Raw genomic sequence first — 20073 nt, 5'->3', positions numbered from 1 at the left:
GCGGCCCCCGGTGGGAGGACGGACCGTGCGGGACGACCGCGGCTCGATGGCCGTCGAGGTCGTCGTGCTCGTGCCCGTGCTGCTGCTCGTGGCGCTGCTCGTCGTCGCCGCCGGGCGGTACGTGTCCGCCGAGGGTGAGGCGGAGGCGATCGCGCGGGAGGCGGTGCGCGCCGCGACGCTCGAGCGGGACGGCGCGAGCGCGCTCGCGGCCGCGCGGGCGACCGCCGCCGCCGGCACCCCGGCGTCGCTCACGTGCGACCCCGTCGACCTCGGCGGCACGTTCGCGGCCGGGGAGGTGGTCCGCGTCGACGTCGCCTGCACCGTGTCCTGGTCGGACCTCGGCATGCTCGGGCTCCCCGGGACGGTCGAGGTCGAGGCGTCGTCGGCCGCGCCCGTGGACCGGTACCGCAGGACAGGAGCATGACCGTGCGCGACCGCCGCCCGCCCCGACCCCGGGCCGACGAGGGGTCGGCCTCCGTCTTCGTGATCGGGATCGTGCTCGTCCTGTTCGCCGTGGTCGGCCTCGTCGCGGACGGCGGCCGGGCCGTCAACGCGCGCGTCGCGATCGTCGACGACGCGGAGCAGGCGGCGCGCGCCGCGGCCAACCAGCTCGACGTCGCCCACCTGCGCGCGACGGGCGAGGCGCGGATCGACCCGGGCGCCGCACGCGACGCGGCCGTCGACTTCCTGTCCGTGCGTGGGTACGCACCCGGGCGCATGACGGTGACCGCGGCGCAGGACGAGGTCACCGTCGAGGTCGAGGACGTCGTGCCGACGGTCCTGCTGCAGCTGGCGGGGGTCGACACGTTCACCGTCGAGGGCAGCGCGACCGCGCGCGCGGCGGTCGGGATCGTCACCGAGATCGGGGGAGCACCGTGAACGAGACCGAGCTGCGGTCGGACCGCGAGACCGGGCCGGGCAGGTTCCTCCAGGCGGACGTCGAGCAGCGTCCGCGCCGCGTCGCGTCGTCTGTCCTGTCCGCCGTGCTGCTGCTCCTGCTCGTCGTCGGGGTGCCCGCCGGGCTGCTGGCGCTCGACGCCGCGCCGGCGATCCCGCGCTCGCTGCCGTCGCTGGACGCGCTCACGGGCACCATCGGCGTCGAGCAGCTCCTCGCGGTGCTCGTGTGGATCGTCTGGCTCGCCTGGCTCCAGTTCACGATCTGCACCGCGGTCGAGCTGCGCTCCGCGCTCTCGGGCGTCGGGCTGCCCGCGCGCGTGCCGCTCGCCGGGCCGAGCCAGCGGCTGGCCCGCACGCTCGTCGTCTCGGTCCTGCTCCTGGCGACCGCGGCCGGTCAGGCGTCCGCCGCCGTGGCGCCGCACTCGCCCGCGCACAGCGACGTCGGTGTCGCGATCTCGGCGCCCGCCGTCGCCGGTGAGGTCGCGGCGGTCGCGGCCGTCACCGAAGCGCCCGCCGAGGCCGAGGCCGCGCAGGGCGAGACGACGTACTGGCTCGGCGACGTCCAGCTCAGCCCCGAAGAGGGCGCCGAGCTCCTCGGCCAGCGGGTGTACGTGGTCAAGGTGCCCGACGGGCGCTACCACGACAACCTCTGGGACATCGCCGAGCGGACCCTCGGCGACGGCCGCCGGTACAGCGAGGTGTTCGAGCTCAACAAGGGACGCGACCAGCCCGACGGTCACGAGCTCACGCTCGAGCGGCTCATCTACCCGAACTGGCTGCTGGTCATGCCGGAGGACGCGACCGGTGTCGAGCGCGTCACCGCCGTGGTCACCCCCGTCGCGCCCGCGCCCGAGGCCCCCGCTCCCGTCGCGCCCGCGCCGCCGGCCGAGCACGCGCCCGCGGCCGACGACGCGCAGGCCCCGCCCGTCGCGGACGCCGTGCACGCGTCGACGTCGAGCACCGCGCTCCTCGTGGGCGGCGGACTGCTCGCCGTCGGGCTGCTCGCCGCGCTGGACCGGCTGCGCCGCCGCCACCGCACGGGGGAGCCGTCGGACGACGCCGTCGAGCTCGAGGTCGCGCTGCGCGTCGGTGCCGACCCGCGCCGTGCGCTGCTGCTCGACCGTGGGCTGCGCCAGCTCGCGGCCGCCCACCGCGAGGCCGGTCGACCCCTGCCCGGTGTCGTCGCCGCCGTCGTCTCCGACGACGCGCTCGAGCTGCGGCTGTCCCCGTCGACGCCCGGCGCGCCGGCGCCCTGGCAGGCGGCGGCGGACGGCTCGACGTGGCGGCTCGCCGCGGACGACGTCGACGCGGCGCAGGCCGGCGGTCCGGCCCCGTTCCCCGGGCTGGTCTCGCTGGGCCGGGACACGCAGGGCCGGGACGTCCTGCTGGACCTCGAGAGCGCGCAGGGACCCGTGAGCGTCGTCGGCGACCCGCAGGTGGCGCGCGAGGTGGCGACCGCGCTCGCGGCCGAGCTCGCGACGAACCGTTGGTCCGACGGGCTGCGGGTCACGGGCGTCGACCTGCCCGACGGCCTCGACGCGCTGCCTGGCGGCCGGTACGCGCGCGCCGCGTCCGCGTCCGACGTGCTGGACCGGCTCGACGGTCGCCGCGCGGGCACGCACGACGGCGACGTGCTGTCCGGGCGGGTGCGGCCGGACGGTGCGACGGCGTGGGTGCCCGAGTACCTCGTGCTCGGCGCGGCGCCGACCGGTGCGCTCGCCGAGCAGGTCGTCGCGGTCGCCACGACGGACCGCCGGTCGCCGCTCGGCGTCGTGTGCGTCGGCGACCTGCCCGGCGCGCGCTGGCAGCTCGTCGCGCAGCCCGACGGTCGGCTCGTCGCCCGGCTGCTGGGCGTCGACGTGCAGTCCAACCGCCTCACGTCGCGGCAGGTGGCGGCCCTCGGCGAGCTGTTCACCGAGGTGCCCGAGCCCGCCCCGGCCCTCGACGCGCGGCACGGCGCGGTCGCGCACGAAGGGGCCGTGGACCGGCCCGACGTCGCCGCGCCGCTGCGGCCGCGGACCCCGGCCGACCTCGCGGCGGCACCCGTGCGCGTCCTGGTGCTGGGCGAGCCCCGGGTCGAGAGCCCCGGCGTCGTCGAGGAGAGCCGGCGCGCGCTGCTGACCGAGCTCGTCGTCTTCCTGGCGCTGCACCCCGAGGGCGTCCACGCGAACGTGCTCGCCGCCGCGCTGTGGCCCGGCGGGGTGACCGCCGAGGTGCGCGAGGGCACGCTCGAGCGGGCGGTCCGCTGGCTCGGCACCGACGCGACCGGACGTCCCCGGCTGCTCCGCGGTGCGGACGGCCGCGTCGCGCTCGGACCCGAGGTGGTCGTCGACTGGGACGTCGTCACGACCCTGCTCGCACGGTCCCGCGGTGCGGCGAGCCCGCAGGCCGAGCGCGCGGACCTCGCCGCCGCCCTCGACCTCGCGAGCGGCACGGTGCTGTCGGTGCGGCCCCCGGGGCGCTACGCGTGGCTGGCGCGTGTGCGGCTCGAGCGGGCGTCGCGGGCCCTGCTGGTCGACGCCGTGCACCGGCTCGTGCTGCTGTGCCACCACGACGACGACCCGGGCGCCGCACAGGCCGCCGCCTGGGCGGGGCTGCGCCTCGCGCCGACCGAGGAGCTGCTGTGGCGCGACCTCATGCGTGCCGCGTCGCTCGTCGGCGGGCCCGACGCGGTCCGGCAGGCGGCGGGCGACCTCGCGGCGACCCTGCGCGCGGCCGGTGTCCACGCCATGAGCCCGGCGACCCTGGCGGTCGTCGAGGACCTCGCGCCGCAGTCGTCCGAGGCCGGAGGGGCGGGGGCCTAGCACGAACACCCCCGCCCGGCGTGGCGGGGTTTGCCGGTAATGTCCGCATGTCGCGCCGCCCGACCGGGCGGCGCTCCTACCGAGGAGGAACCACCGTGGCAGTTGGTGCCGAGCTCAGCACTCTCCAGGCGCTGTTCAAGACGTTCCAGCAGAACGCGCAGCAGGCCGCAGACATCAAGTCGCACGTCGACCAGGGGCTGAACGCCACGGAGTGGACCGGCAAGTACGCGGACGACTTCCGTTCGCTGTGGCAGGACTACCGCACCAACCTCGACCGCCTCCAGGAGGCGCTCGACGGCGCCGCGAGCGACGTGCGGACCAACCACAACAACATCGCGGCGGCCACCGGCGAGGGCGACCGCATCTGAGCGACGACACGTCCGGCCCGCCCGTCGCGGCGGGCCGGACGTGTCTGCGGCGAGGCCGCGGCGAGAAGGGCATGGGAGTGCGACTGATCCTCAGTGCGGCGCCCGACGCGGCGTCCGAGCCGGTCGACGTCGTGCTCGACTGCGCGCCCGGCGCGCGCGTGCGGGACGTCGCCCGTGCCGTCGCCGCGCACACGTCCGGGGTGCACGCGCGTGTCGTGCCGCGGGGATCGGGCCACCTCGGTGTCGTCGAGGTCCGGCCGTGGGACCAGGACGCGCCGCCGCTCTGGTCCCGGGGACGCGTGCTCGACCCCGACGAGCCGGTCGAGACCTCCCCTCTGCGGCACGGCTCGGTCGTCGGCGTCGGCGCCGACCCCGGGGACCCCTGGGACGAGCCGCTGGGCGCGTGCGAGGTGCGGGTCGTGTCCGGCCCGGGTGCCGGCCGCGTGCACCGGCTCGGCGTCGGCCGTCACGAGATCGGTGGCGGGGCGTCCGCGTCAGTGCGCGTCGAGGGCGACGTCCCGGCGCGCGCGGTCGTGCTCGAGGTCGGTCTCGACGGGTCGCGGACGCTGCACCCCGAGCCGTCGGTCCTCGGCGTCACCCGGCCCGCCCCGGCGCGACGGCGCCCGCTCGAGGGGCCGATCGTCGTCCGCCGTCCCGACGCCGACGCGACCCCCCGCAAGGCGTCGAAGCGGTACACGCGACGCCTCGCCGACGCCCGCCGTGGGCTCGACGGCGTCGTCGAGGTCGACCCTGAGCTCGACCGCCCGCTCGTCCACGTCGACCGCACGGCGCTCGACGGCCCGCGGCCGTGGCGGCCCGGCGAGTCGCTCGTCGTGGGCGACGTCGTCCTCGAGACCGCCGACGTGCTGCCCGCCGACGCGTCGCTGTCGCCGTCGCCCGCGGGCGCCGCGCTCGACTACAACCGGCCTCCGCGGCTCCTGCCGCCGCTGCGCCCCACCGACTTCCGCCTTCCGGCCGAGCCGAAGACGCCCGACAAGCTGCGGTTCCCGCTGGCGATGATGGTCCTGCCGCTGGTCATGGGCGTCGCGATGTACCTGTTCACGAAGTCGCCCTACGGCCTCGTGATCATGGTGCTGTCGCCGATGATGGCCGTGTCGAACTACGTCTCCTCCCGCGGCACGCGTCGCACGCAGCACGTCGAGGCTGTCCGCACCTACGCGGAGCGCACGGCCCGCATCGAGCGGCAGGCGTACGACGCCCTCGGCGAGGAGAGCGCCGCGCGCCGCCGCGAGCTCCCCGACCCGGCCTCCGTCCTGCTGTTCGCGACGGGCCCGCGCGCCCGGCTGTGGGAGCGGCGACGCACCGACCCCGACTGGATGCTCGCGCGGATCGGCACCGCGGACGTGCAGAGCGAGGTGTCGCTGCACGACCCGGCGCGCGAGGACCACGAGCGCGAGCAGCACTGGAGCGCCGCCGACGTGCCCGTCGCGGTCCCGCTCGCCGCCGCCGGTGTCACGGGCGTCGCCGGACCCCCGGACGAGCGTCGTGCGGTCGCCGCGTGGATGCTCGCGCAGGTCGTGACCGCGCACTCGCCCGCCGACGTCTCGGTCGTCGTGCTCACGGACGGGCAGGGCGACGACGCGTGGAGCTGGGTGCGCTGGCTGCCGCACGCGCGCCGCGACGCGGGCCCGGTCGCCGCGGTCGGCAACGACGAGGAGACGACGGCCCGCCGGGTCGCCGAGCTGCTCGACCTCGTCGAGCGCCGCCGGGCGGCCGCACGGGGGAACGGGATGCGGAGCGAGCCGGTGGGGGCACCGGTCCTCGTCGTCCTCGACGGGGCCCGGCGGATCCGGCTGCTCCCCGGACTCGTGACGCTCCTGCGCGAGGGGCCGTCGGTCGGCGTGCTGTTCGTCTGCGTCGACGAGCAGGAGCGGCAGCTCCCCGAGGAGTGCCAGGCGGTCGTCGTGGTCGACGGGCCGCGGACGACGGTGTCGGTCGCGGGCCGGCAGCCGGTCGACGGCGTCCGGGCCGACGTCGTGCCGCGCGGCTGGTTCGAGCGGCTCGGCCGGTCGCTGGCCCCGATCCGCGACATCAGCTCGGAGGACCTCGCGGCGACGCTCGTGACGTCGTCCCGCCTGCTCGACGTGCTCGACCTGGACCCGCCGCGGGCCGAGGCGGTCGCGCAGGTGTGGGCGCGCGGCGGCCGCACGACGCGCGCGGTGATCGGCGAGACGACCGACGGGCCGTTCACCGTCGACGTGCGTGCCGACGGCCCGCACGGGCTCGTCGCGGGCACCACGGGCTCGGGCAAGTCGGAGCTGCTGCAGACGCTCATCGCGTCCCTCGCGGTCGCGAACCGCCCGGACGAGATGACGTTCGTCCTCGTCGACTACAAGGGCGGCGCCGCGTTCAAGGACTGCCACCTCCTGCCGCACACCGTCGGCATGGTCACCGACCTCGACGAGCACCTGACGCGACGCGCGCTCGACAGCCTGGCCGCCGAGCTGCGCCGCCGCGAGCACCAGCTCGCGGGCGCGGGCGCGAAGGACATCGAGGACTACCTCGCGGGCCGCGCACCCGACGACGCGCCGATGCCCCGGCTCATGATCGTCATCGACGAGTTCGCGGCGCTCGTCGCGGAGCTGCCGGACTTCGTCACCGGCCTCGTCGACATCGCGCGCCGGGGCCGGTCGCTCGGCGTGCACCTGCTGCTCGCGACGCAGCGTCCCGCGGGCGTCGTGAGCGCCGAGATCAAGTCGAACACCAACCTGCGCATCGCGCTGCGCGTCACCGACAAGAACGACAGCCAGGACGTCATCGAGTCGGGTGACGCCGCCGAGATCCCGCCGAGCCTGCCCGGTCGGGCGTACGCGCGGCTGGGACACGCGAGCCTCGTCGCGTTCCAGTCGTCGCGGGTGGGCGGTCGCCCGCCGGGCGCGTCCGGTCCGTCGGACAGCGTGACGCTCACGCCGCTGACGTGGGGCGACGTGGGTCGCCCGCCCGCCGCCCCGCCGCGAGCGGAGCGCGACGACGACGATGCCCCCACGGACCTGGCGGCGCTCGTCGAGGCGGTGCGCGCCGCCGCCGACCTCGCGCGCGTCGCCGCGCCCCCGCCGCCGTGGCTGCCGGCCCTGCCCACCACGGTCACGACCGCCGACCTCGCCGCGCAGGGCGGTGCCGCGCTCGCCGCGCGACCGCTGCACCTGCCGTACGGCCTGGTCGACCTGCCCGCCGAGCAGCGCCGGGACGTCGCCGGCTACGACCTGGAGAGCGCCGGCAACCTGGCCGTCGTCGGCGCCCCGCGCACGGGCCGGTCGAGCGTGCTGCGCGCCCTCGCGGCCGCCGTCGCCGAGCGCCTGTCGCCGCGGGACGTGCACGTGTACGGCCTCGACTTCGGGAACAACGCGCTCCTCCCGCTCGTGGCGCTGCCGCACACGGGCGCCGTCGTGCCGCGCGACCAGCCCGACCGCGTCGCCCGGCTGACCCGGCGGCTGCGCGCCGAGATCTCCCGCCGCCAGCAGGTCCTCGCCGAGCAGTCGTTCGCCGACGTCGCCGAGCAGCGCGCGGGCGTCGCGCCCGACGACCGGCTGCCGTACCTGCTGGTGCTGCTCGACCGGTGGGAGGGGTTCGTCCAGGCGTTCGAGGACTACGACGCCGGGGCGCTCCTCGACCTCTGGACGCAGATCCTCCAGGAGGGTCCGGGTGCGGGCGTCAAGGTCGTCGTGAGCGGCGACCGGTCGCTGCTCGCCGGGCGCGTGTCGACGCTCACCGAGGACCGCGTCATGCTGCCGATGTCCGACGTGGGGGACTACGGCGCCGTCGGGCTGGCGCCGCGCGAGGTCCCGACGAACCTGCCCGACGGGCGCGCGTTCCGGTCGCAGGGCAGCCAGGAGCTGCAGGTGGCCCTGCTGGTCGAGGACACGTCGGGTCCGGCGCAGGTCGCCGAGCTGCAGCGCCTCGCCCGTGAGGCCACGGCCCGCCACGCCGCCGACCCGCGCACCGCGTCGACGCCCGCGGCGCAGGTCCCGTTCCGCGTCGACCCGCTCCCGACCCGCCTGACGCTCGCCGAGGCGCTCGCGCTCGGCGGCGACCCGCTCGGCCGCACGACGCTGCCGGCCGGCGTCGGCGGGGACTCGCTCACGCTGTTCGGGCTCGACACCGAGGAGCACGGGCCCGGGGTGCTCGTCGTCGGGCCCCGCCGGTCCGGGCGCAGCACGACGCTGCTCACGATGGGGACGTCCGCGCTGGAGCGCGGCTGGACCGTCGGGATCGTCACGCCGCGCCGCAGCCCGCTGCGCGACCTCGCGGGCCACCCGGGGGTCCTGGGGTCGCTCGACCTGGACGCGTCCCGGGACGACATCACCGCGCTGCTCGCCGGCCTCGTGCCCGCCGGGGACACCCCGACGGTGCTGCTGGTGGACGACCTCGAGCTCGTCGGCACCGACGGGCCGCTCGCGGACGCGATCGTCGCGCACCTCGGCGCGCTCCGGGACCGGCCCGGTCTGGTGGTCGCGGCGGGGTCGGCCGACGAGCTGTCGAGCGGGTACCGCGGGCCCGCCGCGACGATGAAGAAGTCGCGCAACGGCCTGCTGCTCGCGCCGTCGTCGCCCAACGACGGCGACCTGTTCGGGCTGCGTCTGCCGCGGTCGGCGCTCGGTGCGGGCGTTCCCGGCCGCGGCCTGCTCGTGGGCGCGGGGTCGTGGCAGCTCGTCCAGGTGCCGACGCCCTGACGTCCTCGCACCCGAGCGCCGCGTGCGACGCTGGGCGTCCGCCGCACCTGTCGGCGGTCGTCGTCGTGACCTGCCGGGAGGGGTGCCGTGCCGTCGTACCGCGTCCGGGCCACCGTCAGCACGTCGCGTCCCGGCGTCGCGGCCCCTGACGTGCTGCCGGAGGCCGTCGCCGTGGCGCGCGCGCAGACCGCGGTCGAGGCGCACGACGTGGACGTCGTGCGCGGCGAGGCGCGCGTCACCGTGCGGTACGAGGCGGACGACGACCAGGCCGCGCGACGGATCGGGTGGGCCGTCCTCGCACGGCTGGACGAGCTCGCCGAGATCAGCGGCCGCTCGGTCACGCGCCGCTACGGCGCCCGCTGGTACCGCGTCTGACCGCGCCCGCTGGTACCGCGTCTGACCGCGCTCGCGGGAGTCGTCGGCGCCCGCCCGGGTCCGTGACGGGTCCGGCGGCGACGGCGTGGTGCCGCGCCGCCGGACCCGGACGGTGACGTCGGGGAGACGGTCGGGGTCAGTCGCCCTTGACGTTGACGAGCTGACGCAGGACGTGCCGGACCTCGACGAGGTCGGCGGCGTCGGCCATGACCCGGTCGATGTCCTTGTAGGCGGCCGGGATCTCGTCGAGGAACGCGTCGGTGTCGCGGTACTCGATCCCCGCCATGGCCTCGCGGAGCTGGTCGCGCGTGAACAGCTTCCGTGCGGCGGTCCGGGAGTGCTCACGCCCGGCGCCGTGCGGCGACGAGCACAGCGACAGCGGGTCGCCCTTGCCGACGACGACATACGACGCGGTGCCCATCGACCCGGGGATGAGCCCGGGGTCGCCGGCGCGGGCCCGGATGGCGCCCTTGCGGGACACCCACACGGACTTGCCGAAGTGCGTCTCCTGCTCCGTGAAGTTGTGGTGGCAGTTGACGCGCTCGGCCTCGACGACGTCCTCGCCCATGTGCTCGGCGATCGCGGCGACGACCCGGTCCATCATCTCCTCGCGGTTGAGCCGCGCGAACTCCTGCGCCCACCGCAGCTCGCGCACGTACGCCCAGAACTCGGGCGTCCCCTCGACGAGGTACGCGAGGTCGCGGTCGGGCAGGGAGATCCACCACTTCTGGCAGAGCTCGGCGGCGACACGGATGTGGTGCTGCGCGATCTTGTTGCCGACGCCCCGGGACCCGGAGTGCAGGAACAGCCAGACGGTGCCGGTCTCGTCGGCGGTCACCTCGATGAAGTGGTTGCCGGAGCCGAGCGACCCGAGCTGGAGCGCCCACCGTCCCGCGTAGGCACCGGGGTCGAAGCCCGCCTTCTCCGCGGCGGCCTCGAGCGTCGCGACGCGCGCCTCCGCGCTCGGCGTCAGGCGCTGGTTCGCGGCACCCGCCGACAGCGGGACGGTCCGCTCGATCCGCTGCCGCAGCGGCGTGAGCGACCCGGCGGCGCGGACCTGCTCGACCGTCCACTGCGTGCGGACGGCGATCATGCCGCAGCCGACGTCGACACCGACGGCCGCGGGGATCAGCGCGCCGAGGGTCGGGATCACCGAGCCGACGGTGGCGCCCTTGCCGAGGTGCGCGTCGGGCATGAGCGCGACGTGCGGGTACACGAAGGGCATGGTGGACGTGGCGACGGCCTGGTCGCGGGCCTTGTCGTCGAGGATCGAGGCCCAGGAGACCAGCGTCTTCGTGAGGTGCTGGCGTGTCATGGTGCGCGATCCTGACAGCGGCGGCGGTGGGGCTCCCACCTCATTGTCGACCGTCACCCGGGCGCCGCACCGGCCCGGGACCTCGGGCCCCTGCCGACACGCCGGTGGTCGCCGCTACGGTGCGGTCATGACGCGTCGACCGCCGGTCCAGGTGTTCCTCGGCACGCTGCTGCTCGTCTTCGGGGTGGTCGCGCTGCTCGTGCAGCTCGACGTGATCACCGCGGACCTCGGCCAGATCGCGGCGGACTGGTGGCCGCTCGTCATCGTCGGCGTGGGGGTCGCGGCGCTCGTCACCGTGCCGCGCGCGTGGGCGGGACCGACGCTCATCATCGCCGTCGGCGTCCTGTTCCTGCTGCAGACGCTCGACCTCGTCGAGTTCTCGGTGTGGGAGATCCTCTGGCCCGTCGCGATCATCCTCGTCGGGCTCGCGCTGCTGACGCGCGTGGGCAGGGCGAGCGAGGACGACGACGTCGTGAACTCGACCGTCATGTGGTGGGGCTCGGAGCGGCGCACCCGGTCGCAGAAGTTCCGGGGCGGCAGCCTGACGGCTCTCATGGGCGGGATCGAGCTGGACCTGCGGGCGGCGGACATCGTGGACCGCGCGGAGATCGCGGTGTTCGTCATGTGGGCCGGCGTGGAGATCAAGGTGCCGCCGACGTGGCGGGTGCACGTGAGCGGGCTGCCGCTGCTGGGCGGGTGGGAGGACAAGACCACGCCGCCGCTCGACCCGAACGCACCGCAGCTGCTCGTGCACGTCACGGCGGTCATGGGCGGCGTCGAGATCAAGCACGGCAAGACGCTGGACGCGCCCGCCCGCTGACGCCGCGAGCGGCGTGCCGTCAGAGGAGCGGGTCGCCCTGCCCGACGACGACGGGCTCGCCGACGGGACGCGCACCGCGCGCCCGACCCTCGCCACCGGACCGCGCCGGCGCGTAGCGGTGGCCGACCACCATGCTCGGGCGGCCGGGGCCGGACGCCTCGACGACGACGGCGTGCGTCCCGGGCTCGTCGCCCGGCAGCTCGCCCTCCCACGCGACGACCGCGCACACGGCACCCGACGAGCGGATCCACGCGCGCGCCTCGTCGGCGGACTCGCGGGAGTCGCCCGGGAACGTCCGGACGACGCGCTGCACGCCGTCGTGGGTCATGGCGAACGTCACGAGCGGGCACTCGCCGCCGAGCACCGCGTCGAGCGCGTGCTCCAGGGCCCGCAGCCCGAGGTCCTGCGCGGCGGGTGACGGCGGCTCGGGCAGGTCGCCGGGCGTCCGGTAGCCGCTCGCGGGCGCGGCCGCGGCCTCGTCGGCCTGCGGGGCGGTGCGGCGCGGGAGCGAGGACGCCGCTGCGGGGGTGCGCTGCTGCGGGACCTCGAACGCGGGTCCGCCGTCGACGGCGTCCTCGGCGTGCAGGCCGGACACGGCGAGGTGGGCGGCCGCTGCGGTCACGTAGCCGGACGCCCAGTCGGGCGTGACGCCGATGTCCCAGCGCGCGCGGATGTCGTCGAGCGGGAGGACCGCGGCCTCGCCGTCGGGCGAGACGACGCACGGCGTCGGCGTCGGGCCCGCGGTCCGCAGCACCCAGTGCGCGCCGGGTGCGCGCGCGACGACGAGGTCGCCGACGACGACGCCGAGCGCCGCGACGACACCCTCGGGCACGGCCGCGCCGGCGTCGTCGGCCCAGCCGGTGTACGTCTCGTGCACGAGCCGGGCGACGTCGGCGACGTCGGTCAGGTCGGTGCGGCTGCGGCGGACGTGGGCGCGGAGGCTGTCGAGGTGGCCCTGCTCGCCGACCGTGAGGGGGCGCAGGCCGGGCACGGTGGCGGCCTGCGCGGGGGACGTCCGGTCCTCGCTCATACGGCTGGATCGTCGGCGCGGCGCGGGCTCTTGAGACCGGGATCGGCGGTTCCACCGTATGGCGGGCGTGACCTGCGTGCATACCGGCGGTGACCCGCGGGCGGTGGGCAGGGGCCGCGGTGCGTGGTTAGCCTGGCGGCCGAACGACGGCACCGCACGGCCGCCGTCCTCGTCCCCGGGAGCCCGCATCCAGTTCCGTCTCGTCGCCGCAGCCGTGGCCGCCGTCGCCCTCGTCGGCGGTGCCGCCGGGGCGTGGGCGCACGTCGACCGCCAGGACCGGGCGCGCGACGAGCAGGCCGCGGTGGTCCGCGTCGACGACGCCGTCGGCTCGTGGGACGGCGACGTCGCGCTGTGGGGTGCGTCGGACGCGGCGGCCGGTCGTGCGGTCACGGCTACGACCCGCGACGAGGCGGGCGCCGCGCTCGCGGCGCTCGCGGAGCAGGCGCGCGCGACACTCGCGACGACCGAGGGCAAGGTCGCGGACGACGCCGTGCGCCAGGCGCTCGCGACGGTCCTCGCCGAGGCGGACGCGGTGGCCGCGGACCCCGGACCGTCGGTCGCGACGGCGCGTCGCGTCGCCGCGACGCTCGGTGCCGCGCAGGCCGCGGTCGCGGACGCGCACGCGCAGTGGCAGCAGGCGCAGGCGGCCGCGGCGGCTCGTCCGACCCGCTCACCGGCGCCGTCCGGTGGTGGCGCGCCGGCGAGCGCGCCGCCCTCGTGCGAGACCACGTACAGCGGGCCGCCGTTCTACACGTCGCCCGCGACGGAGGGCGGCGACGGGTCCAACGGGAAGCTGCCGCCGTCGGCGCTCGCGGCCGTGTCGTGGGACGTCGACCCGCGCGGCACCCCTTACTACCTGCGCAACGACGCGACCGCCGCGCTCGAGCGGCTCAACGTGGCGTTCCGCGCCCGGTTCGGGCACGACCTGGACCTCGACCTCACGTACCGCGACTACGCGACGCAGGTGGCGATGCGCGAGGCGCTCGGGACGGTCGCGGCGGTGCCGGGGACGTCGTCGCACGGGACCGGGCTCGCGATGGACGTGCCGGAGCTGCCGTGCGAGTACGGCTGGGGCACGCCGCAGCGCGACTGGCTCGTCGCGAACGGTCCGTCGTACGGGTGGGTCGTGCCGTCGTGGGCACGGCAGAACGGCTCGAACCCCGAGTACTGGCACTTCGAGTACCGCGGCTGAACCGCCCGATCGGTCCTCGTGCGCACGGGCGAACGGGCGCACGGGCGGACAGGGTCGCCGACGGTCAGCCCGCGCGTTCAGACCGCGCGGTCGGCGGTCGGTCGTCGGGCGGGATCTCCGCGGGCGGGCGGACGGCGGACGCGGACGACGGGACCGTGAGCAGCGAGACGAGCCCGCCGGCGGCGAGCAGCCCGGCGCACACGAGCATCGCGACGCGGTGTGCGTCGGCCAGGGTGTCCGGGTCGGTGAGACCGGCGCTGCCCACCCCCGCGACGAGCGGGAGCACGGCGATGCCGAGCAGCCCGGCGACGCGCGCGACGGCGTTGTTGACGCCCGACGCGACGCCCGCGAGCCGGTCGGGCGCGGACGCGAGGGCGGTCGTGGTGAGCGGCGCGACGACCGCGGCGAGGCCCAGCCCGAACAGCAGCACTCCCGGGAGGACGGCCGTCAGGTAGGGCGCGGACGGGCCGATGCCGGCGAGCAGCACGGCGGCGACCGCGCAGACGAGCGGCCCGATGGTCATCGGCAGCCGGGGGCCGAACCGCACGCCCAGCGCGCCGGACGTCGACGAGAGCACGAGCAGCAGCAGCGTGACGGGCACGGGCGCGAGCCCGGCGGCGAGCGGCGAGTAGCCCGACACGACCTGGAGCGTGACGACGAGGAAGAAGAACACGCCCGAGAGCGCGGCGTAGACGACGAGCGTCGCCGCGTTGGTGCCGGCGAACGGCCGCCAGCGGAACAGCGCGGGCGGGACGAGCGGCGCCGCGGCCCGTGACTCGACGACCACGAACGCGACGAGCGTGAGCACCCCGGCGGCGAGCACGCCCGCGACGGCCGGCCGGAGCGCGCCGTCCTCGGTCCACGCGGTGAACGCCCAGGTCAGCGCCGCCAGCCCCACGGCTGCCAGCACGGTGCCCGCCACGTCGAGCCGCCGCACCGCGCCGGGGTCGAGCGTCTCGGGGACCGCGCGCAGCGCGACGACCACGACGACGGCGGCGAGCGGCAGGTTGATGCCGAACACCCACCGCCACGTCGTGACCTCGACGATCCAGCCACCCAGGAAGGGTGCGACCGCGCCCGCGATGCCACCGAGCCCGGACCACGCGCCGATCGCGCGGCCACGGTCCTCGCCCGCGAACGTCGACTGGATGATCGCGAGCGACCCAGGCGTGAGCAGCGCGCCGCCCACGCCCTGCAGGGCACGGGCCGCGACGAGCAGCCCGACGGTCGGCGCGAGCGCACACGCGAGCGACGCGACCGCGAACCAGACGACCCCGACGAGGAACACACGCCGTCGCCCGAACCGGTCGCCGAGGGACCCGCCGAGCAGCAGGAACGCCGCGAGGGTCAGCGCGTACCCGTTGACCGTCCACTGGAGGTCGGCGGTCGTCGCGTCGAGCTCGTCGGCGATGCGCGGCAGCGCGATCGTCACGACCGTCGCGTCGATGAACGCGAGCGCGGACCCGAGCACCGTCGCGACGAGCACCCACCGTCCCCGTGCGGACCGGTACGGGACGACCGTCGCGGGCCCCGCGTCGGGCCGGTGTGCGGGGCCGGTGGGGTCAGCGGGGCCTGTCACGGTCGCGGCTCGGCTGGACCCGCTTGGGCTCGCCGGGCATCTTCGGGTACTCGGGCGGGTAGGGCAGGTCGCCGTGACCCTCGTCGCGCTCCTGCTGGTCGGCGAGCTCGAGCAGCGACTCGATCGAGTAGCGCGGCGCGGCGCGCGCGACGAGCGGCGCGAACAGGTCGCCGACCTCGGCGAACCGCGCGGGCATCGTCGTGACGTCGAAGTCGTCGGGGTGCACGTCGCCGACCTCGTCCCAGCGCAGCGGGGCGGACACGGTCGCGCGCGGGTTGGTGCGGATCGAGTAGGCGGAGGCGATGGTGCGGTCGCGGGCCATCTGGTTGTAGTCGACGAAGATCTTCTGGCCCCGCTCCTCCTTCCACCACTTCATCGTGACCTGCTCGGGCATGCGCCGTTCGAGCTCGCGGCCGAACGCGATGGTCGCCCGGCGCGCGTCGGTGAACGACCACCGCGGCTCGATCGGCACGAAGACGTGGATGCCGCGCCCGCCGGACGTCTTGGGTGTGCCCTCCATGCCGTGCTCGGCGAGCAGCTCGCGCACGTGCGGGGCGACGCGCGCGGCGTCGGAGAAGTCGGTGCCGGGCTGGGGGTCGAGGTCGATGCGGATCTGGTCGGGAGAGTCCACGTCGTCGCCCAGGACGGGCCACGGGTGGAACGTGAGCGTCCCCAGGTTGGCCGCCCACGCGACGACCGCGAGCTCGCTGGGTGCGACCTCGTCGGCGGTCCGGCCGCTCGGGAACGCGATGCGTGCCGTCCGCACGTAGTCCGGGGCGCCCTGCGGGACCCGCTTCTGGTAGAACGCGTCGCCCGTCGAGTCCATGCGGGTCGCGAGCTTGGCGCCCTCGAACACGCCCTTGGGCCAGCGCTCGAGCGTCGTCGGGCGGTCGAGCAGCGCGCCCAGGATGCCGTCGCCCACCGCGACGAAGTACTGGACGACGTCGAGCTTCGTCAGGCCGCGCTCGGGGAAGTACACCTTGTCGGGGCTGCTGACGCGGACCGTGCGGCCGCGCACGTCGAGCTCGACCGCGGGCGTCTTCGACGGTGACATGGGCCCCACGCTAGGGCCGGCCCCCGACACGCGCCCGTGCAGGTCGGCGCGTCGCGCGGGACGGAGCGGGCGTCGTGCGCGCGGTCAGGCGGTGGTGCCCGGCGACGGCACGAGGGCCGGGCCGCCGTCGGCGAGGGTGTCGACGACCTGCCGGGCCACCTGTGCGGGGGTCAGGTGCGTCGTGTCGACGACCTCGGCCTCCGCGTGGAGCCACGTCCGCGCGGCCTCGGCGTAGGCGTCGACGTACTGCAGGCGGAACGGCGACGGCACGGCGTGCTCGCCCGCGATGCGCGCCCGCAGCGTGTCCGGCTCGGCGTGCAGGACGAGGTGCCGGACCGGGATGCCGTGCTCCGCGAGCCCCGCGCTGATCTCGCGCCAGTACGCCTCGACCAGCACGGTCATGGGCATCACGAGCGTGCCGCCGGTGTACTCCAGCACGCGGCGCGCGGTGTCGACCACGAGCGGGCGCCACGGGTCCCAGTGCTGGAAGTTGTCCGTCGCGGGCAGCCCCGGGGAGATGTCCATGAGGGTCTCGCCGACCTTCTCGGCGTCGAGGACCCGCGAGTCCGGGACAAGCTGCTGCACGAGCGCGGCGGTCGTCGTCTTGCCGACGCCGTGGGTCCCGTTGAGCCAGACGATCACGGGGACAGACGGTACCGGTGCGTCAGACGTCCGAGCCGATGAGCCCCCGCTGGTGCGCGACGGACACGGCCTCGGCCCGGCCGGACACCCCGAGCTTCGCGAGCAGGTTCGAGATGTGCACCGACACCGTCTTGCCCGAGATGAAGAGCTTCTCGCCGATCTGCCGGTTCGACAGGCCCTGCGCGACGAGCCCGAGCACCTCGACCTCGCGTGCGGTGAGCACGTCCGCACCCGCGACCCGCACGCCCGGCAGCTCGAGCCGTCCGCGTCGCGCGAGCCCGCGGACCGCGGTCGCGAGCGGCACCGCACCCATCGCGTCGGCCTCCGCGAGCGCCGTCGCGGCCTCGGCGCGCGCGGCGTCCCGGTCACCGTGCTCGAGCAGCGCCTCCGCGAGCCGCCAGCGCGTCCGCGCCTGCTCGTAGCGGTGGCCGTAGCCGAACTCGCCGAGCGTCTCGCGCCACGTCTGCGGGTCGTTCGCGCCGACGAGCCGGCCGTGCTCGGCGTGCGCGCGCAGCAGCCACGCCCGGCCCTCCGGCCCCAGCACGCCGCCGCGCGGGCGGCCCCGGTCGGCCGTCGTGCGTGCACGCTCCAGCAGGCGGTCGCCGAGCGCGACGCGGGCGGTCACGTCCCGGCCGAGCAGACGCTCCTGCGCGGCCGCGTCGGCGAGCGCGGACAGCGCCAGCGCGGACAGCCAGATGCCGCCGAGGAAGTAGTCGCTCCACTCGCGGCCGAGGTGCTCGATGACGCGCAGCGCGAGCTCCACGGCCTGGTCGAGCTCGCCGCGCCACGTGAGCGCGTCGACCGTGCAGCCGCCGCCGACCAGCGCGACGATCCCGTCGCGCGACCAGTGCGCCTCCAGGGCCCGGCCCCGCTCGACGGCGTCGTCGTCGCCGCGCGCGACCGCGGCGTACAGCGTCATCAGGCGCTCGGTCGGCGCGAGCGGCTCGGGGATGTCGGTGCGGACCGGCCCGGGGGACAGGTCGCCCTGCACGAACCGGAAGAGGTGCCCGAGCATGAGCATCTCGATCGCGTAGGTGCTCCAGCCCATCCCCGACGACCGCGCGCGCTCGACGGCCTCGTCGCCGATCTCCGTCGCACGCGCGACGTCGCCCGCGTAGTAGCGGTTGTTCGCGAGGTTGTACATGGTGCGCAGCTCGGTCGACAGGTCGCCGGACCGCCGCGCGAGCACCAGCGCGTCCGCGAGCAGGCCCGCGGCGCGGTCCTGGTCGTCGACGACGAGCACCGCGAGCGTGGTGAGCGCGTCGGCCTCGGCGTCGACCGCCCCGACCTCGCGTGCGACGGCCACCGCGTCGGTCGCGGCCCGCTCGGCCTCGTCGTCCTCGTCGGAGTTGAGCGCCGCACGCGCGTACGTCGCGAGCGCCCACGCCCGCTCGGGTGACGCGTCGGGCAGGCCGTCGACCGCCTGCCGCGCGAACCCCATCGCCTCCCGGCCGCGCTCGGCGCTCGTGAGGTGCCGCGCGAGGCACGTGCGCAGGGCGGCCTGCCGGCCCGGGTCGGCGGCGGCCTCGTCGACCGCGGCGCGCGTGAGCTGCACGGCCCGGTCGAGCTGCCCGGCCTTGCCGGCGGCCGTCGCGGCGGCGTCGAGCACGGCGACGTGGTCCTCGTCGAGCGTCGCGGTCGTCTCGGGCACGGCCTGCCACAGCCGCAGCACGACCTCCAGGTGCCGCAGCTCCTCGACCGGGGCGAGCAGGTCGTGCGCCTGGCGGGCGGCCTCGCGCGACGCGGTCAGCGCGGTGGGCAGGTCGGGGGCCCGCAGCGCGTGCCACGCGAGCTGTGTCGCGGTGCCGAGCGACGGGTCGTCGTGCAGCGCGCGCAGGTACGCCCGGTGCAGCGCGGACTGCTCGCCGGGCAGCAGGTCGGCGTACACGGCCTCCGCGAGCAGCGCGTGCCGGAACGCGATGTGCCAGCCGTCCACGACGAGCACGTGGTGCGCCACGGCCTCCCGCAGCGCGGTGTCCAGCGCGCCCGGCGTCGCGAGGTCGGGATGCCCGTTCGCGGTGACCGCGGCGCGCAGCAGCGGCTCCGTGACGCGTCGGCCGGCCGCGGCGGCCACCCGGGCCAGGTGCTGCACCGCCGGGTCCAGCACCTCCAGGCGGGTCCGGAGCACGTCGGCGAGCGACCACGGCAGCGCGTCGCCGTCCGCGCCCGCCTCGACGAGCTCCTCCGCGAAGTACGCGTTGCCCTCGGACCGGTCGAGCACGCTGCGCAGCGTCGTCTCCGGCAGCGGGCCGCCCGCGACGGCGGCCGCGAACTCGCGCAGCTCGTCCTCGTCGAACGGCGGCAGGTCCACGCGCGCGACGCGCGGGTGCCGCACGAGCTCGGCGGCGACCGGGCGCCACGGGTGGCGGCGGTGCAGGTCGTCCGTGCGGTACGACCCGACGACCAGGACGTGCTGGTCGCGCAGCCGGGAGACGACGAAGCGCAGGACGTCGCGCGACGACGCGTCCGCCCAGTGCAGGTCCTCCAGCACGACGAGCAGCGGGTGCTCGGCCGACCCGACGGCGGCGAGCACCTCGACGACCCCGTCGAACAGCTGCAGCCGGCTCGCCGCGTCGTCCGCGGGACCGTCGACGACCTGTGCGCCCGGCAGCAGGCGGCGCAGCGCGGGCCGCCGCGCGACGACCGCGTCGACCGCCGCCGGGTCGAGGTCGCGCAGCTGCACGAGCGCCTCGGTGAACGGCAGGTACGGCAGGCCCATCTCGCCGAGGTCGACGCAGTGCGTCAGGACGACGCGTGCCCCCTCGGCGGCGGCCAGGTCCGCGACGTGCCGCAGCAGGCGCGACTTGCCGACCCCGGCGTCCGCCGCGAGCAGGACGGCCGCGGGGTCGCCCGCAGCCGCGCGGCGCAGGCCCTCCGACAGCTCGGAGACCTGCGCCGCGCGGGCGACGAACGGTGTGCTCATCGGGCCACGTGCCACGCCCCCGATCCTCGCAGCAGCCACCCACGCACCGCTGCCCCCCGGCGGTGGCCGGGACGGACGGTGCGCCGGTCGACGGCCACGGGACGGGTGGTGTCGCGCGCCGCCCTCCGCGGCTGCGCGGCCTGCACGAGCTGCTCGCGACGGAACGCGAGCTCGGCGTCGAGCGCCGGTCCCCAGAGCTCGGTCATGGTGTCCTCCTCCTTCGCGATGCCTTCTCCGACGACCTTGACGATGCTCGTGAGGCCCCCCGCCGCGGATCGGTCGGTCGACCGGTCCTGACGGTCCGATCCGGGTGAGGCGCGTCTGAGGTACCTCAGAAGGCACGTGACCAGCGGCGACGTCCGGGTCTGTCCCGGCGGCCGCGC

Annotated in this window: 15 protein-coding genes; 8 read left to right on the top strand and 7 right to left on the bottom strand. The window is 76.4% G+C overall.

Annotation, left to right across the window (positions count from 1 at the left end; genetic code table 11):
- Positions 1-25: 25 nt before the first annotated feature.
- The 6 genes from OOT42_RS17695 (at position 26) to OOT42_RS17670 (ending at position 9135) form a co-directional block, all read left to right on the top strand.
- Positions 26-424 carry a TadE/TadG family type IV pilus assembly protein gene (locus OOT42_RS17695; RefSeq protein WP_273652462.1) on the top strand — a complete coding sequence of 133 codons (399 nt, stop codon included), beginning with the start codon at positions 26-28 and terminating at the stop codon, positions 422-424.
- Positions 421-879, top strand: coding sequence for a pilus assembly protein TadG-related protein (locus OOT42_RS17690; RefSeq protein WP_273652461.1), 459 nt, complete (start codon positions 421-423; stop codon positions 877-879). Before OOT42_RS17695 ends, OOT42_RS17690 begins: the two co-directional genes overlap by 4 nt.
- Positions 876-3701: a LysM peptidoglycan-binding domain-containing protein gene (locus OOT42_RS17685; RefSeq protein ID WP_273652460.1), complete on the top strand. Its 2826-nt coding sequence runs from the start codon at positions 876-878 to the stop codon at positions 3699-3701. Before OOT42_RS17690 ends, OOT42_RS17685 begins: the two co-directional genes overlap by 4 nt.
- Positions 3702-3796: 95 nt before the next feature.
- Complete coding sequence (locus OOT42_RS17680) at positions 3797-4069, top strand: WXG100 family type VII secretion target (RefSeq protein WP_273652459.1); 273 nt, start codon at positions 3797-3799, stop codon at positions 4067-4069.
- 71 nt (positions 4070-4140) lie between these two features.
- On the top strand, positions 4141-8760 hold the full coding sequence (locus OOT42_RS17675) for an FtsK/SpoIIIE domain-containing protein (protein ID WP_273652458.1): 4620 nt from the start codon (positions 4141-4143) through the stop codon (positions 8758-8760).
- A gap of 87 nt (positions 8761-8847) precedes the next feature.
- On the top strand, positions 8848-9135 hold the full coding sequence (locus OOT42_RS17670; RefSeq protein WP_273652457.1) for a hypothetical protein: 288 nt from the start codon (positions 8848-8850) through the stop codon (positions 9133-9135).
- Positions 9136-9271: 136 nt separating this feature from the next.
- Here the strand turns inward: OOT42_RS17670 and OOT42_RS17665 are convergent, their stop codons facing one another.
- A complete protein-coding gene (locus OOT42_RS17665) occupies positions 9272-10450 on the bottom strand; it encodes an RtcB family protein (protein WP_273652456.1) in 1179 nt (392 codons plus the stop codon).
- Positions 10451-10577: 127 nt separating this feature from the next.
- Between OOT42_RS17665 and OOT42_RS17660 the strand changes: the two genes are divergently transcribed.
- Positions 10578-11270, top strand: a complete 693-nt coding sequence (locus OOT42_RS17660) for a LiaI-LiaF-like domain-containing protein (RefSeq protein ID WP_273652455.1) — start codon at positions 10578-10580, stop codon at positions 11268-11270.
- Positions 11271-11289: 19 nt separating this feature from the next.
- Here the strand turns inward: OOT42_RS17660 and OOT42_RS17655 are convergent, their stop codons facing one another.
- A complete protein-coding gene (locus OOT42_RS17655) occupies positions 11290-12300 on the bottom strand; it encodes a DUF3806 domain-containing protein (RefSeq protein ID WP_273652454.1) in 1011 nt (336 codons plus the stop codon).
- 214 nt (positions 12301-12514) lie between these two features.
- Here OOT42_RS17655 and OOT42_RS17650 point away from each other — a divergent pair, with 214 nt between their 5' ends.
- Positions 12515-13492, top strand: a complete 978-nt coding sequence (locus OOT42_RS17650; protein ID WP_273652453.1) for a M15 family metallopeptidase — start codon at positions 12515-12517, stop codon at positions 13490-13492.
- 64 nt (positions 13493-13556) lie between these two features.
- Here OOT42_RS17650 and OOT42_RS17645 read toward each other — a convergent pair whose 3' ends face one another.
- From OOT42_RS17645 to OOT42_RS17625, 5 genes are all read right to left on the bottom strand, one after another.
- Complete coding sequence (locus tag OOT42_RS17645) at positions 13557-14978, bottom strand: MFS transporter (protein ID WP_273652452.1); 1422 nt, start codon at positions 14976-14978, stop codon at positions 13557-13559.
- A 76-nt stretch (positions 14979-15054) separates the two neighbouring features.
- The gene (gene ligD / locus OOT42_RS17640) at positions 15055-16125 is read right to left on the bottom strand and encodes a non-homologous end-joining DNA ligase (protein WP_273652451.1); all 1071 of its coding nucleotides are present in this window, start codon (positions 16123-16125) and stop codon (positions 15055-15057) included.
- An 84-nt stretch (positions 16126-16209) separates the two neighbouring features.
- A complete protein-coding gene (locus tag OOT42_RS17635) occupies positions 16210-16767 on the bottom strand; it encodes an AAA family ATPase (protein WP_273652450.1) in 558 nt (185 codons plus the stop codon).
- A 22-nt stretch (positions 16768-16789) separates the two neighbouring features.
- A complete protein-coding gene (locus OOT42_RS17630; protein WP_273652449.1) occupies positions 16790-19690 on the bottom strand; it encodes a helix-turn-helix transcriptional regulator in 2901 nt (966 codons plus the stop codon).
- Entirely contained in the window at positions 19687-19896 is a 210-nt protein-coding gene (locus tag OOT42_RS17625) for a hypothetical protein (RefSeq protein ID WP_273652448.1), read from the bottom strand. The genes OOT42_RS17630 and OOT42_RS17625 overlap by 4 nt, the downstream gene beginning before the upstream one ends.
- Between the last annotated feature and the right edge of the window lie 177 nt (positions 19897-20073).

Origin of the sequence: Cellulomonas fimi (assembly GCF_028583725.1) — a bacterium.
Lineage (GTDB): Bacteria > Actinomycetota > Actinomycetes > Actinomycetales > Cellulomonadaceae > Cellulomonas > Cellulomonas fimi_B.
This window is presented reverse-complemented; position numbering and strand designations above follow the sequence as displayed.

What these genes read in the sequence shown, in the direction of transcription:
- OOT42_RS17690 (WP_273652461.1), top strand. Translation starts at nt 421, where the DNA reads ATGACCGTGCGCGACCGCCGCCCGCCCCGACCCCGGGCCGACGAGGGG.
- OOT42_RS17675 (WP_273652458.1), top strand. Translation starts at nt 4,141, where the DNA reads ATGGGAGTGCGACTGATCCTCAGTGCGGCGCCCGACGCGGCGTCCGAG.
- OOT42_RS17665 (WP_273652456.1), bottom strand. Translation starts at nt 10,450, where the DNA reads ATGACACGCCAGCACCTCACGAAGACGCTGGTCTCCTGGGCCTCGATC.
- OOT42_RS17660 (WP_273652455.1), top strand. Translation starts at nt 10,578, where the DNA reads ATGACGCGTCGACCGCCGGTCCAGGTGTTCCTCGGCACGCTGCTGCTC.
- OOT42_RS17655 (WP_273652454.1), bottom strand. Translation starts at nt 12,300, where the DNA reads ATGAGCGAGGACCGGACGTCCCCCGCGCAGGCCGCCACCGTGCCCGGC.
- ligD (WP_273652451.1), bottom strand. Translation starts at nt 16,125, where the DNA reads ATGTCACCGTCGAAGACGCCCGCGGTCGAGCTCGACGTGCGCGGCCGC.
- OOT42_RS17630 (WP_273652449.1), bottom strand. Translation starts at nt 19,690, where the DNA reads ATGAGCACACCGTTCGTCGCCCGCGCGGCGCAGGTCTCCGAGCTGTCG.
- OOT42_RS17625 (WP_273652448.1), bottom strand. Translation starts at nt 19,896, where the DNA reads ATGACCGAGCTCTGGGGACCGGCGCTCGACGCCGAGCTCGCGTTCCGT.